The following is a 13,449-nucleotide window of genomic DNA, read 5'->3' as shown; positions in this document are numbered from 1 at the left end:
TCTGCCGTGCCCCATTGTCGCTAGTCCGCGTGGGTGACCTGCGCACGGGGGTGGCACTACACCCGGACGAAGACGGCGATCGGCGCCAGCACCGCCCCCAGCGCGAGGGCCAGCCACGTCGCCACCGGTGGGTAGACGTTGAGCCGGACCGCGCCGAAGTACACCGCACCCAGGGCGAGCAGGGCCGCGGCGATCAGCAGGACCGGCCGGACGACGCCCTGGCGCAGGTCGACCACCCCGCCGCCCGCGTGCAGGTAGGCGATGCCGCCGTCCGCCGTGGAGACGTCGAGCGCCACCGTCTGCCCGGCCGGCAGGTCGAGGCCGGGGTCAACGGCGGTGACGCGGTACGCCCGCCCGCCGGCGACGATCGAGAGCGTGTGGCTGATCCCGCCCTCCCCGCCGACCGGGAGCGCGCCCCGCTCGTGGGACACGATGTACCCCTCGACGCGGTCGGTCGGCGCGTCACGACCGGCCAGCACCTGGCACATCAGGCAGACGATGCCGCCGAGGAACAGCGACACCAGGGCGACGGCCGTGAAGAACACCGTGCGCAGCACCCGCGTCAAGCGGCCGACCGTCATGCCCCACAGTGCACACCACGAGCACCACGCAAGGCGATAGGCCGATTACCGTAAGCACGCTAGGTCACGGTGCTGCGCCATCAGTTGTCAATCCGACCACAGTCACGGCCGAATCGGCCCATAGAGCCCGTAGCAGCGGGTTGCGCGCCGCGCGGGAGGCGGCCTGCTTTTGGCCGCATCGACAACTCAAACGGAGACCTGCTCCACGGAGTCCGAACGCAGTACGGATTCCTGCCGGAACTGCTTCCGGTAGTCGGCGCGGATCCCTTCGATCTCCCGTTCGGCCGCACGATCGGCGAACGGGTACAGCAGCACGATCACGTGCGTGTGCTCGCGCACGATCGCGCCGGACCCGCCGCGCCACTGGCCACTGCCGTCGAGGCGGGTGAAGCCGTCCGGGAACGCCGGGGTGATCTCCCGGTCGGAGAACGCGGCGAACTCCTTGTCGGTCACCTCGGTGCCGTCCGGCTTGCCGGTGCCGAAGAACAGCTCGGTGCGCTTCCAGAGCTCCCCCGGCGACTGCACCTGGGCGGGCGCGGCCGGGGTGTCGGCGGCGGACGCCGTGATGCCGCCGCCCAGCCCGACGAGCGCCGCCGCCACCGCCGTCACCAGAGTCCGTCGTGGCATCGCCATGCGCTCCCCTCCTCGGTCGCCGCGGCCGAGTCTCCCGGCCGCGGCGATCGGGGGGAATGCCCGGAAGGGCGGACTAGCGGGTCGTGTAGTTCGGCGCCTCGACCGTCATGGTGATGTCGTGCGGGTGGCTCTCCTTGAGCCCGGCCGCGGTGATCCGCACGAGCTGCGCGTCCTGCAGCTGCGCGATCGTCTCGGCACCGGCGTAGCCCATGCCCGCGCGCAGGCCGCCGACCAGCTGGTGCACGACGTTCGCCAGCGGCCCGCGGAACGGGATCCGGCCTTCGATGCCCTCCGGGACCAGCTTGTCCTCGTTGAGCACGTCGTCCTGGGCGTAGCGGTCCTTCGAGTAGGACTTGCCCTGGCCACGCGACTGCATCGCGCCCAGCGAGCCCATGCCGCGGTAGACCTTGAACTGCTTGCCGCCGACCAGGATCAGGTCGCCGGGCGACTCGGCGGTGCCGGCGAGCAGGCTGCCCAGCATCACCGTGGACGCGCCGGCCGCGATGGCCTTCGCGATGTCGCCCGAGTACTGGATGCCGCCGTCGCCGATGACCGGGATGCCCGCCGGGCGCGCGGCCAGGTCGGCTTCGTAGATGGCCGAGATCTGCGGCACGCCGACGCCCGCCACGATCCGGGTGGTGCAGATGGAGCCCGGGCCGACGCCGACCTTGATGCCGTCCGAGCCCGCGTCGACCAGCGCCTGCGCGCCCGCCCGCGTCGCGACGTTGCCGCCGACGATGTCGACCGAGTCGCCCAGCTCCTTCTTCAGCAGCGCGACGGTCTCGACGACCGAGCGGGAGTGCCCGTGCGCGGTGTCCACCATCAGCACGTCGACGCCCGCGTCGGCCAGCGCCATCGCGCGCTGGTGCCCGTCCACGCCGACGCCGACCGCGGCGCCGACGATGAGCCGGCCGTCCGGGTCCTTCGTCGCCTTCGGGTACTGCTCGGTCTTCACGAAGTCCTTGACCGTGATCAGGCCGCGCAGCTTGCCCGCGCCGTCGACGATCGGCAGCTTCTCGATCTTGTGGCGGCGCAGCAGCCCGAGCGCCGCGTCCGCCGAGACCCCGACCTGCGCCGTGACCAGCGGCGGCTTCGTCATCACCTCGGACACCGGGCGGCTGTGGTCGACCTCGAACCGCATGTCGCGGTTGGTGATGATGCCCACCAGCGCGCCGGCCGCGTCCGTCACCGGCACGCCGGAGATGCGGAACTTCGCGCACAGGGCGTCGACCTCGGCCAGCGTCGCGTCCGGCGAACAGGTGACCGGGTCGGTGACCATGCCCGCCTCGGAGCGCTTGACGACCTCGACCGCGGCGGCCTGCGCGTCGATCGGCAGGTTGCGCTGGAGGATGCCGATGCCGCCCTGGCGGGCCATGGCGATCGCCATCCGGGCCTCGGTGACGGTGTCCATCGCCGCGGACACCAGCGGGACGCCGAGGGTGATGTTCCGGCTCAGCCGGGAGCTGGTGTCGACGGCACTGGGGACGACGTCCGATTCGGCGGGCAGCAGCAGCACGTCGTCGAAGGTCAGGCCGAGCATGGCGAACTTGGCCGGAACGGGGGTGGTGCCGTCGCTGGTCATAGCGGGTGAAGGGCCTTCCTGGCGCGGGATGAGCGGGGTCGCTGTGGCGACTCGGAGCCTTCTCCTCATGGTATCCGGGCGCCGTGCCCGCCCCGGGCGGTGGGCGAGCCGTCGTGACCGCCGGGTACCGTGCAGGCCGTGGCGCACGATGTCCTGCCCCCAGACCCGTTCGCGGACGACCCGGACGACCCGGCCCGCGCCTTCGGTGACGACGAGGACCGGCTGGACGAGCCGATCAGCGATTCCGAACGCACCGAACTGCTGGCCGACCTTTCGGATCTGGCCGTCTACCAGGCCCTGCTCGAACCCCGCGGAGTCCGCGGGATCGTCGTGGACTGCGGTGAATGCGACGAACCGCACTACCACGACTGGCACCTGCTGCGGGCCAGCCTCGAGCAGCTGCTGGCCGACGGGCGGATGCGCCCGCACGAGCCGGCCTACGACCCGAACCCCGGCGACTACGTGAGCTGGGACTACTGCCGGGGCTTCGCCGACGGCGTGACGGCCAACGAAAGCGCGTACTGAGCGCCCCTGACCCACGAAAAAGCCCTGGTGAGATTGCTCACCAGGGCTTTTTCGTACGTCCTACTGGCCTTCGCCGACGCTCTGGGACTGCCCGCCGGCGGACTCGCTGCGCGGCGTGCCCGGGTCGTTCCCCGTCGCGCCGGTGGTGGTCGGCGGCGGGGTGGGCGTCGGGGTCGGGGTCTCGCTGGTCGGCGGCGGGGGCGTCGGGGTCGGCGTCCCGCTGCCGGGCAGGCTGGTGGTGCCGCTGCCGCTGCCCGGGATCGACGTCGCCGAGCCCGCCGGCGGCACCTGCGTCGACGACGCGCCGGGCGGCACCGACGGCACCGAGGTCTGGATCGGGCCCTGGACCGGGGCCTCGGGGTTCTGCAGCTGCGCGGCGAGCTGCCGGTGCTGTTCCATCAGCTGGTCGCGGTTGTCTTCGTCGCTGACCTGCGACAAGGCGGCCTGGGCGGCGTCGAGGGCCTCGCGCGCGGCGTCGAGGTTGCCGCCGGCGATGGCCAGGTTCGCCTTCTCGAGGTCGAGCTTCGCGTTCGCGGCGGCCTCGACCGAGCGGGTGTGGTCGGAGTACAGGACCTTCGCGAGGCCCCACAGGGTGTCGCCCGGTTCCGCGGAGCGCGCGGCCAGCCCGGTCCCGGTGAACGCGATCGCCAGCACGGCGGCGGCGACGGCGATGGGGACGAGCAGCCTGCGGCGGCGTCCGCTCGAGGCGTGCCGCTTCGCGAGAGCGGCGGTGCTGACGGTGCGCACGGCGGTGTCGACGTCGACGAGCTCGGCCAGCGGCTCGCTGTCGATGTCTCTTCGCCACGCCACCAGCAACGCGTTGAGCTCCTGGTCGCCGAGGCCGTCGGCCAGCGCCGGGTCGGACCCGCCGAGCGCGTCGAGCAGCGCGTCATCGGTTTGCACGGCTGACAGGTCGGCGGCGAATTCCGCCTCCGAAGCCGACAAGCCACTACCGAAGACGTCGTCCGGCTGGAAACCTCTGTCATGACCGGTCACTCAGATCACCTCCTCCGCGGCCAGGACCTTTCTCAGCCGCGCGAGGGCGCGGTGCTGGGCGACGCGGACGGCGCCGGGAGTGGAGCCGACCGCGTCCGCGGTCTCCTCCGCCGACAGTCCGACAACCACGCGAAGCACCACGATCTCCCGCTGCTTGTCCGGCAGCACCTGCAACAACTGGGACATCCGCTCGTTCAGTTCACCTTGCAGCGCCCGCTGCTCGGGGCCGACCCCGCCTTCGACTTCGTCGGGGATCTCGGCCACCGGCTCGGCCCGGTTGCGCGCCGCCGCGCGGTGCGCGTCGGCCACCTTGTGCTGGGCGATCCCGTAGACGAAGGCCAGGAACGGGCGGCCTTGGTCGCGGTACGAGGGCAATGCCGTTAGCACCGCGAGACACACCTCCTGCGCAACGTCGTCCGCCGAAGCGAACGATCGCTCCTGCCTGCCAACCCGGGCGCGGCAATACCGCACTACCAGTGGACGGATAGCAGCCAGCAGCCGCTCCACTGCCTGGGGATCTCCCTCGACAGCAGCGGCGACCGGTTCATCCAGTCCATCCCCCACATTGGCCATCGCAGACAACAGTCCCAGTGTTACGTGTAGGTGTGCAAAGAACCCGGCCCGTGGTCGCCTCCGCCTCGAACCGGTGACCGCTACCGTACCGTCGGCCCGCTCCGGACCGACGCGCGCGGTGCTCCCCGGCGCGCCGTACTCGCCGGAGCCGCGAAAATACGGATTTTCCTGCAGACCCGCGGCCGGATCCGACGATTCAACGAGCGAGCGGGGCCACGGGTACGAGATCCGTCGGAGGGACGGGTGCCACGGCGTCGATCCGCCGTGGCGGCTGCCTCAAGGGGCGCCGGAGTGTGATGGGGACCACGCAGGTACGGGCCAGGGCGGTGCGCCCTGGCCCGTCGTCACCTGTGTTCCGGCCGTGTCAGGATCGAGGAGAACTGCCGCGGGGACGGGTCAGCTGACCAGACCGCGGCGGAAGCCGTGGGCCACGGCCTGCGCGCGGTCGCGCACACCGAGCTTCCGGAACAGCCGCCGGGCGTGGGTCTTCACCGTGTCCTCGGACAGGTACAGCTCGCGGCCGATCTGGCCGTTGCTCTTGCCCTGGCTCATCCCCCGGAGCACCTGGAGCTCGCGCTCGGTCAGCTGGACGCCCGGGTCGGACGGCTGACGGGGCGCGGGCACCGAAGTGCTCGCGAGGGTGTGGGCGAGGGCGGCGACCAGCTCCGGCCGGGACGCATCCCAGCGGAGGTAGCCGCGCGCGCCGCCGGCGATCGCGGCGGCGATGCTGCCCGCGTCGTCGGGGGCGCCGAAGACGATGACGTTCGCCTGGGGGTTGGCCGAGACGAGCCGCCGGGTGGCTTCGACACCTGTCGGGACCGCGCGTTGCGTTCCGACCAGCACGACGTCGACGGGCTGACGGGAGTACCGGGCCAGCAGCTCGTCACCGTGCGCTACGCAGTCGATGCGACTGACCCCAGGGACCGCGGACATCACTCGGGTGAGCCCTTCACGGACACTGCGTCGGTCATCGCAGATCAAGACCGTCGTCACGGGGTTTCCTTCCTGCAGCCGGGTGACATTCCTCTTCCCCTATCGGACGCTTTAGCCCGAACCTTGACACGATCCGGTGGCTTTTTTTGAAGTTTCTTAGCCCGGATGCCGGAACACCCCATTCCGACGGCTCAACCACCCGGGTCGGGCACCCATGGCGATTCCCCCGCGATCCTCCTCCCGCAAGGATCTGCGCTTCGTAACACTGCGTGCAACACCTGAGCCACTCTGAATCGATACTCCTCGGCGTGTCCTGGGCGCAGGTCGGCCGCAACGAGGGCTGCGGGCCACAAAAGTGAAAGCAGTTCGCATTCCTCGGCGGTCGCCATCGCATTTCCGACAAGACCGTCCGAAATCTCCCGGTGATCGGGACACCCGGCCGCCGACACGGCGACAGCCAGCACAATCCCGGATTTCACCGCGTGCCGCCGCGCCCCCCGCGCGACCGCCGTTTCGAATGCGCGCTCGGCGTGCGGCACGGCGGCAGCGCCCTGACCTGCGGCGAGCTCGATCTCGGCACCGACCCAGCCCCCGCGCACGCCCGCCCGCCAGCCGGCGCGCTGTCCGGCGGCCCTCGCGGCGAGCCTGCGGGCGGCGGCGAGGCGGCCGAGGGCGAGGTTGTCGGCGGCGAGCCCGAGGAGCGCGTCGGCCCTCGCACCGGCGGCGTCGAGGCCGTCCGGGTCGGGGTCGCCGGGGCCGGGGTCGCCGGAGAGGGAGGCGTCCGGGTCGAGGCTGGCCGGGGCGGAGGCGCCAGAGAGGGAGGCGGCCGCAGCGAGGCCGTCAGGGTCGGAGGCGCCGGTCAACGAGGCGGTCGCGTCAAGGCTGGCCGGGGCGGAGGCGCCAGAGAGGGAGGCGGCCGCAGCGAGGCCGTCAGGGTCGGAGGAGCCGGTCAGCGAGGCGGCCGCGGCGAGGCTGTCCGGGCCGGAGTCGCCGGAGAGGGAGGCCGCCGCAACGAAGCCGGCGCGGTCGGAGGCGCCGGAGAGCGAGGTGGCCGCGGCGAGGTCGTCCGGGTCGCCGGTGAGCGCGGCAGGTCTCGCACCGGCCGCGTCGAGGCCGCTCGGATCAGGGTCGCCGGTGAGCGCGGCAACCTTCGCGAAGGCCTCGCCGTCGAGCGCGCGGGCCCGGCGGTGCCCGCCCAGCTGCCGCCGGTGCGAGGCGAGCGTGCTGGCGGCGAGCGACGCCGTCACCGGATCGCTTTCGCCCCGGAGCCGCTCCAGGAGGGCAGCGGCGGCCGCGTACCGGCCCTGGGCGCCGAGCACGATGGCGGCGAGCAGCCGCTCCCGCGGGGTGCCCGCGCCGCGCAGGACGGCGGGATCGGGCAGCGGATCGCTCCCGAACGCGGCGGCCCTGAGGGCGGGTTCGTGCACCCGTCCTTTCTAGCGGTTCGCACCGACAAAAACATGATCGAACTGCCCGGGCACGAGCTCGGACGTCATGAACGGGTCGTTCATGGCGTTTCGGCGCGCCGGCCACTGCCGACACCGGACGAAAGCCGGCTAGCCCCGACCGCCCACCAGGACGTGCTCGATGCGGTCCGCCGCGCCCGGGAGGTCCGTGAGCAGCTCCACCTTGTCCGGCAGCGCCGCCGGGTCCCAGCCCGGGCCGCACGCGAACAGCCGGCTCCGCTGCCGCCCCCGCGAGACCCGGGCGAACAGCCGCGTGTCCGCGCCCCCGCGCCGGTGGGCCCACAGCACCACCGCGGACGGCGCGCTCCGGCGCACCGCGACCGCCAGGACGTCCGCCGGCAGCGGCACCCCGAACAGCTGGGCGCCGATCCGCCGGCCGGCCAGCGACGCCGCCAGCGCGTACATCGGCATCGAGTCGCGTTCCTCCGGGACGCAGCCGAGCAGCACCGGGCGGGTGTTGCGGGGCTCGTCCAGCACCGGTGTCGCGCGTACCAGTGCCGCGAACACGCACTCCGCGAGCAGGTACTCGACCTCCGCACCGGCGCTCGCGCCGCGCCAGCGGGCACCCAGCGCCGACAGCACCGGCTCGATCACGCCCGCCCACGCGGGGAGGACGCCGAGCTCGGTGATGGTGTCCGCGAGCATGCGCTGGACCGCGCCGACGTCCATCGCGAGCGCCGCCGTGCTCAAGCGGCGGGCGAGCCGGGAGCGGACCTCCAGCCCGTCGTCGGCCGCGGCCGCGTCGGCGGGTGCCGAAGGCTCCTCCGGCTGCGGGGGCCCGGAGCGCGGCATCTGCTCGAGGGCGTACTTCGCGGCTTCGGCCGTCGAAGCGCCGCTGAGGAGCGCTCGCTGCATCAGTTCGAGGCGGCCGATGTCGGAGCTGCCGTAGCGGCGGTGGCGGCCGTCCGTGTGGCGGCTGGGGCCCAGTCCGTAGCGGCGGTCCCAGGTTCGGAGGGTGGACGGGGCGACCCCGAGCCGGCGGGCGACCGAGGCCACCGGCAGGGTGGGTTCTTCGGTGCCCGACCCAGCTCCCACGAGCCTCAATATCCAGGCACCCAGCGCAGTCGGCAACCGGAGGCGAAACCCCTGCTCACACATCCGGGGGATGCCTAACGGCTGAATCGGGCCGGATCGCTTGAACAACTATTGGCGCGCTTCTAACGTTACCGCCGTTGCACCGAATGGAGTATTGGCACCACAGCAGAGCAGCTAGCGGCATCGACCGGATGACGGAGGCGGTCAGGATGGCAGACACGCGCAGGCTCCCAGGACCCAACGCCGACATGTGGGACTGGCAGCTCGAAGGGTCGTGCCGGGGGATGGACAGCGCGTCCTTCTTTCACCCGGACGGCGAGCGCGGCCCGGCGCGCGCACGACGGGAGGCGAGGGCGAAGGCGGTCTGCCTGAGCTGCCCGGTCCTGGAGATGTGCCGCAGCCACGCGCTGGCGGTGCACGAGCCGTACGGCATCTGGGGCGGGCTCTCGGAGTCCGAACGCGAGCACCTCATCAAGGCGGACAAACGCGCGCTCAGCATGTCCGGCGGCTGAGCGGCCACAGACATCGGAGGGCGGCACCGGGTGGGGTGCCGCCCTCCGTGCTTTCCGGGTGTCCCCCGGGAACGGAACGGGGCGGCACCCCAGCTGGAGTGCCGCCCTGTCTCGTCGGAAATCAGTGCTCGTGCCGCGTGGCCTCGGCGCGGCCCGCGCCTCGGGTAGAGGAACGGGCGCCACTCGGCGTAGCTCGCGAAGTCGGCCGGCGCCACTGCGCAGGCGCCGGTCTCCGGAAACGGAACGGGGCGGCACCCCAGCAGGAGTACCGCCCCGTCTCGTCGGAAATCAGTGCGAGTGGCCGTGGCCCGCGCCGGCGGGCTCCTCGTCGACCGGCTTCTCGACGATCGACGACTCCGTCGTCAGCACGAGACGCGCGATCGAGGCGGCGTTCGCCACCGCGGACCGGGTCACCTTGACCGGGTCGACGATGCCGGCGGCCAGCAGGTCGGTGAGCTCGCCGGTGGCGGCGTTGAAGCCGTGGCCCCAGCTCTGCTCGCGCACCTTGTTGACGATGACCGCGCCCTCGTGGCCCGCGTTGGTCGCGATCCAGAACAGCGGGGCGGACAGCGCGTCCTTCACGATGCGCACGCCGGTGGCCTCGTCGCCTTCGAGGCCGAGGCCGCCCTCGAGCTCCTTGACCGCGTGCACCAGCGCCGAACCGCCGCCGGGCAGGATGCCCTCCTCGACGGCCGCCTTGGTCGATGCCACGGCGTCCTCGATGCGGTGCTTGCGCTCGTTCAGCTCGGTCTCGGTGGCCGCGCCGACCTTGATGACCGCGACGCCGCCGCCGAGCTTCGCGAGCCGCTCCTGCAGCTTCTCGCGGTCCCAGTCGGAGTCGGTCGTCTCGATCTCCTTGCGGATCTGCGCGACCCGCCCGGAGATGGCGTCCTTGGTGCCGCCGCCGTCGACGATCGTGGTGTCGTCCTTGGTGACGACGATCCGGCGGGCCTTGCCCAGCGCGCCGAGGTCGACGTCGGCCAGCTTGCGGCCGATCTCCGCGGAGATGACCTCGCCGCCGGTGACGACCGCGAGGTCGTCCAGGAACGCCTTGCGGCGGTCGCCGAAGAACGGCGCCTTGACCGCGACGGCGGTGATCGTCTTGCGCAGCGAGTTCACCACGAGGGTGGACAGCGCTTCGCCGTCGACGTCCTCGGCGATGATGAGCAGCGGCTTCTTGGCCTCGACGACCTTCTCGAGCACCGGCAGCAGCTCGGCCAGCGACGAGACCTTCTCGCGGACGAGCAGGATGTAGGCGTCCTCGAGGATCGCCTTCTGCTCCTCCGGGTTGGTCGCGAAGTGCGCCGAGAGGAAGCCCTTGTCGAACTGGACGCCCTCGGTGATCACCAGCTCGGTCGCCAGGGTCGACGACTCCTCGATGGTGATGACGCCGTCCTCGCCGACCTTCTCGACGGCTTCGCCGAGGAGGGCGCCGATGTTGGCGTCGCGCGAGGTCACGGTGCCGACCTGGGCGATGCTCTCGCGGCCCTTGACCGGGGTGGCCTTGCTCTTGAGGACCTCGATGACCTTCTCCGCGGCGGCTTCGATGCCGCGGCCGATCGAGGTCGGGTTCGCGCCGGCCGCGACGTTGCGCAGGCCGACCTTCACCAGGGACTGCGCGAGCACGGTCGCGGTCGTGGTGCCGTCACCGGCGACGTCGTTGGTCTTGGTGGCGACGCTCTTGGCGAGCTGCGCGCCGAGGTTCTCGAACGGGTCGTCGAGCTCGATCTCACGGGCGACGGTCACGCCGTCGAGGGTGATGGTCGGGCCGCCGAACTTCTTGTCGAGCACGACGTGGCGACCGCGCGGGCCGAGGGTGACCTTGACCGCGTCGGCGAGCTTGTTCACCCCGCGCTCCAGCGCGCGACGAGCGTCCTCGTCGAAACTGATCTGCTTGGGCATAGCGGTTTCCGCTTACCTTTCGGTGGGTCTGAAACGCAAGAACGCCCCGCTCCCCGGCGTTGTGCGGGGCCCGGGGCGTCATGCGCTGCGAGCGGACGTCAGTTGATGACGGCCAGCACGTCGCGGGCGGACAGGATGAGGTAGTCCTCACCGTTGTACTTGACCTCGGTGCCGCCGTACTTGGAGTAGATGACGACGTCGCCGACGTTCACGTCGAGCGGGACGCGGTTGCCCTTGTCGTCGATCCGGCCCGGGCCCACGGCCAGAACCTTGCCCTCCTGGGGCTTCTCCTTGGCGGTGTCGGGGATGACGAGGCCGGAAGCGGTCGTCTCCTCGGCCTCGCTCGTCTGGACAACGATCTTGTCCTCGAGCGGCTTGATGTTCACGCTCACCGGGTTGACCTCCACGGTCGTCGAAAGCGTTGGCAGGTTGTGGTTACGGCTCTACCACCCCCGCCGTCGCGGGTGCCGGGGCTGTCGGGCCGTGCGATTAGCACTCTAGCCACGTGAGTGCCAGTCGTGCAAGGAGGGTCCACCCGACAGGCCGAAAGAGCCCTGACCCGCGGTTTCAGCCCTGGTCGCGCCGAACCGTCGGCACGGACCGGACCGCGGCGCCCCGGGCGTGCGCCGGGTCCATCAGCTTGACGAACAGCTCGGCGGTCCGGAGGTCGCGCTCGACCTCGGCCGCGGCGCTGAGCCTCGCTCCTTCGCGGCGCTTGACGCGGTAGGTCACCCAGGAGCCGACCACGGCCGACAGCACGGTTTCGCCGGCCCTTACCCCCAGCGTGAGTTTCTGGTTAGGTTCTGACGTCTGGCACCTGAACCCTGGGGGTTTATGCCCATGTCCCTCCCAAGATCGGCCGCGCTCCTCGCCGCCGTCGCCCTCACCACCGGCCTGGCCGCCGCGCCCGCGCAAGCCGCCACCACCGATCAGCGCCAACGCGACTTCACCGCCGCCGCGGCCGAGTTCGGGGTCCCGGAGAACGTCCTCCTCGGCGTCTCCTACCTGGAGTCCCGCTGGGACTCCAACGCCGGCACACCGAGCACGTCCGCCGGCTACGGCCCGATGCACCTCACCGACGTCCGCGAAGCCGGCGTGGCCACCACCCACCACGATGAAGGCACCGAGGACCCCCGAGGCGACGACGCCCGTCCGGCCCTGCACCCGAAGGCCGGGCCGGCGACTCCCCCACCGGGCCTGCAGACCGTCGACGAGGCCGCCCGGCTCGTCGGCCGAACCGCCGAAACCCTCCGCACCGATCCCGCGGAGAACATCCGAGGCGGCGCCGCTCTCCTCGCGGAGTACCACGCCGGCAACACCTGGTACGACGCCGTCGCGAAGTACAGCGGATCCACCGGAGACGCGGCGCGGACCTTCGCCGACGAGGTCTACGACACCATCAAGACCGGCGTCGCCCGCACGACCGACGACGGCCAGCAGGTCAGCCTGAGCCCCAGCCCGGGCACGACGGTGCCGCAGCACGGCGGGAACCCGGCGAACGTCGAGTGCCCGCGGACCGTCACCTGCGAGTCCGTCCCCGCTCCCTACCAGGAGCTGCCGGACGACGACTACGGCAACCACGACCTCGCCAACCGGCCGGTCAGCCAGAAGATCGACCACATCGTCATCCACGACACCGAGGGCTACTGGGACAACGTCCTCGACCTCGCGCAGGACCCGACCTACGTCAGCTGGCACTACACGATCCGCTCCAACGACGGCCTGATCGCGCAGCACGTGCCGACCAAGGACGTCGCCTGGCACGCCGGCAACTGGTACGTCAACGCCAAGTCCGTCGGCATCGAGCACGAGGGCTTCGCCGCCAAGGGCACCTGGTACACCGAGGCGATGTACCGCTCGAGCGCGAAGCTCGTCGGCTACCTCGCGCGCAAGTACGGCATCCCGCTCGACCGGGCGCACATCATCGGCCACGACAACGTGCCGGGCACGATCCCGTCGACGATCAAGGGCATGCACTGGGACCCGGGCCCCTACTGGGACTGGTCGCACTACTTCGACCTGCTGGGCGCGCCGCTCGGCGGGTTCGGCCTGCCCGGCTCGTCGCTGGTCACCATCGACCCGGACTTCGCGAAGAACCAGCCCGTGTTCACCGGCTGCGACAGCCCCGGGACGCCGTGCGCGCCGCGCGGTTCGGAGGCCGTCGTGCTGCACTCGGAGCCGAGTGAATCCTCGCCGCTGTTGAAGGACGCCGGCCTGCACACCGACGGCACGCCGTCCACAATGGACGTTTCCGACGTCGGCAGCCGCGCCGCGACCGGGCAGCAGTACGCCGTCGCGGACGTCCGCGGCGACTGGACGGCGATCTGGTACCTCGGGCAGAAGGGCTGGTTCCCCAACCCGCGCGGCGCCCGGGTCGCGAAGCCCGCGTTCGGCTGGGTCGCGACGCCGAAGCCCGGCCTCGCGACCGTGCCGGTGTACGGCCGCGCCTACCCCGAGCCGGAGGCCTACCCGGCGAACGTCACCGTGCAGGCCATCACGCCGCTGCCGTACACGCTCTCCGCCGGGCAGAAGTACTCCTCGGCCGGGACGGTCGGCTCGGAGTACTACTCGGCCACGACGTTCGACCTGGCCGACCACGTGGTGGTGAAGGGCAAGCTCAAGTACGTGCAGATCCAGTTCGGGCACCGGATCGCGTTCGTCAAGGCGGACGACGTCCGGCTCGTGCCGGCGTTCTGACCGGTGGTGGGGGT

General features: G+C 71.7%; 14 protein-coding genes. 3 read left to right on the top strand and 11 right to left on the bottom strand.

Annotated features, from left to right (window positions below; translation table 11 throughout):
* Positions 1–56: 56 nt before the first annotated feature.
* The 3 genes from ACLJQM_RS02940 to guaB all read right to left on the bottom strand — a co-directional run bounded on the left by ACLJQM_RS02940 (position 57) and on the right by guaB (position 2,796).
* Positions 57–581, bottom strand: coding sequence for a hypothetical protein (locus ACLJQM_RS02940; RefSeq protein WP_247014979.1), 525 nt, complete (start codon positions 579–581; stop codon positions 57–59).
* A 186-nt stretch (positions 582–767) separates the two neighbouring features.
* Positions 768–1,214 carry a DUF3574 domain-containing protein gene (locus ACLJQM_RS02935; protein ID WP_410630076.1) on the bottom strand — a complete coding sequence of 149 codons (447 nt, stop codon included), beginning with the start codon at positions 1,212–1,214 and terminating at the stop codon, positions 768–770.
* Between the two features lie 73 nt (positions 1,215–1,287).
* Entirely contained in the window at positions 1,288–2,796 is a 1,509-nt protein-coding gene (gene guaB, locus ACLJQM_RS02930; RefSeq protein ID WP_247014983.1) for an IMP dehydrogenase, read from the bottom strand.
* A 129-nt stretch (positions 2,797–2,925) separates the two neighbouring features.
* On the opposite strand from guaB, the gene ACLJQM_RS02925 reads away from it, so the two are divergent.
* The gene (locus ACLJQM_RS02925) at positions 2,926–3,321 is read left to right on the top strand and encodes a DUF5319 domain-containing protein (protein WP_086856224.1); all 396 of its coding nucleotides are present in this window, start codon (positions 2,926–2,928) and stop codon (positions 3,319–3,321) included.
* A gap of 60 nt (positions 3,322–3,381) precedes the next feature.
* On the opposite strand, the gene ACLJQM_RS02920 is transcribed toward ACLJQM_RS02925, so the two are convergent.
* The 5 genes from ACLJQM_RS02920 to ACLJQM_RS02900 form a co-directional block, all read right to left on the bottom strand.
* Positions 3,382–4,317, bottom strand: a complete 936-nt coding sequence (locus tag ACLJQM_RS02920) for an anti-sigma-D factor RsdA (protein WP_410630075.1) — start codon at positions 4,315–4,317, stop codon at positions 3,382–3,384.
* Complete coding sequence (locus ACLJQM_RS02915; RefSeq protein ID WP_026468912.1) at positions 4,318–4,890, bottom strand: sigma-70 family RNA polymerase sigma factor; 573 nt, start codon at positions 4,888–4,890, stop codon at positions 4,318–4,320.
* Between the two features lie 396 nt (positions 4,891–5,286).
* Positions 5,287–5,883 (bottom strand): response regulator transcription factor, encoded by a 597-nt coding sequence (locus tag ACLJQM_RS02910; RefSeq protein WP_003073605.1) that lies wholly within the window; start codon positions 5,881–5,883, stop codon positions 5,287–5,289.
* A gap of 131 nt (positions 5,884–6,014) precedes the next feature.
* On the bottom strand, positions 6,015–7,250 hold the full coding sequence (locus ACLJQM_RS02905; protein ID WP_410630074.1) for a hypothetical protein: 1,236 nt from the start codon (positions 7,248–7,250) through the stop codon (positions 6,015–6,017).
* 129 nt (positions 7,251–7,379) lie between these two features.
* Positions 7,380–8,285, bottom strand: a complete 906-nt coding sequence (locus ACLJQM_RS02900) for a MerR family transcriptional regulator (RefSeq protein WP_410630281.1) — start codon at positions 8,283–8,285, stop codon at positions 7,380–7,382.
* Between the two features lie 230 nt (positions 8,286–8,515).
* On the opposite strand from ACLJQM_RS02900, the gene ACLJQM_RS02895 reads away from it, so the two are divergent.
* Positions 8,516–8,836, top strand: coding sequence for a WhiB family transcriptional regulator (locus ACLJQM_RS02895; protein ID WP_013222678.1), 321 nt, complete (start codon positions 8,516–8,518; stop codon positions 8,834–8,836).
* Between the two features lie 288 nt (positions 8,837–9,124).
* Here ACLJQM_RS02895 and groL read toward each other — a convergent pair whose 3' ends face one another.
* From groL to ACLJQM_RS02880, 3 genes are all read right to left on the bottom strand, one after another.
* On the bottom strand, positions 9,125–10,738 hold the full coding sequence (gene groL, locus ACLJQM_RS02890) for a chaperonin GroEL (protein ID WP_410630073.1): 1,614 nt from the start codon (positions 10,736–10,738) through the stop codon (positions 9,125–9,127).
* A 98-nt stretch (positions 10,739–10,836) separates the two neighbouring features.
* Positions 10,837–11,130 (bottom strand): co-chaperone GroES, encoded by a 294-nt coding sequence (gene groES, locus ACLJQM_RS02885; protein ID WP_004559922.1) that lies wholly within the window; start codon positions 11,128–11,130, stop codon positions 10,837–10,839.
* A 175-nt stretch (positions 11,131–11,305) separates the two neighbouring features.
* A complete protein-coding gene (locus ACLJQM_RS02880; protein WP_410630072.1) occupies positions 11,306–11,497 on the bottom strand; it encodes a hypothetical protein in 192 nt (63 codons plus the stop codon).
* 81 nt (positions 11,498–11,578) lie between these two features.
* On the opposite strand from ACLJQM_RS02880, the gene ACLJQM_RS02875 reads away from it, so the two are divergent.
* Positions 11,579–13,435 carry an N-acetylmuramoyl-L-alanine amidase gene (locus ACLJQM_RS02875; RefSeq protein WP_410630071.1) on the top strand — a complete coding sequence of 619 codons (1,857 nt, stop codon included), beginning with the start codon at positions 11,579–11,581 and terminating at the stop codon, positions 13,433–13,435.
* Positions 13,436–13,449: the final 14 nt, after the last annotated feature.

The sequence above is a fragment of the Amycolatopsis sp. cmx-4-83 genome, assembly GCF_046548815.1.
Lineage (GTDB): Bacteria > Actinomycetota > Actinomycetes > Mycobacteriales > Pseudonocardiaceae > Amycolatopsis > Amycolatopsis pretoriensis_A.
This window is presented reverse-complemented; position numbering and strand designations above follow the sequence as displayed.

What these genes read in the sequence shown, in the direction of transcription:
- guaB (WP_247014983.1), bottom strand. Translation starts at nt 2,796, where the DNA reads ATGACCAGCGACGGCACCACCCCCGTTCCGGCCAAGTTCGCCATGCTC.
- groL (WP_410630073.1), bottom strand. Translation starts at nt 10,738, where the DNA reads ATGCCCAAGCAGATCAGTTTCGACGAGGACGCTCGTCGCGCGCTGGAG.
- ACLJQM_RS02940 (WP_247014979.1), bottom strand. Translation starts at nt 581, where the DNA reads ATGACGGTCGGCCGCTTGACGCGGGTGCTGCGCACGGTGTTCTTCACG.
- ACLJQM_RS02935 (WP_410630076.1), bottom strand. Translation starts at nt 1,214, where the DNA reads ATGGCGATGCCACGACGGACTCTGGTGACGGCGGTGGCGGCGGCGCTC.
- ACLJQM_RS02895 (WP_013222678.1), top strand. Translation starts at nt 8,516, where the DNA reads ATGACGGAGGCGGTCAGGATGGCAGACACGCGCAGGCTCCCAGGACCC.
- ACLJQM_RS02875 (WP_410630071.1), top strand. Translation starts at nt 11,579, where the DNA reads ATGTCCCTCCCAAGATCGGCCGCGCTCCTCGCCGCCGTCGCCCTCACC.
- ACLJQM_RS02915 (WP_026468912.1), bottom strand. Translation starts at nt 4,890, where the DNA reads ATGGCCAATGTGGGGGATGGACTGGATGAACCGGTCGCCGCTGCTGTC.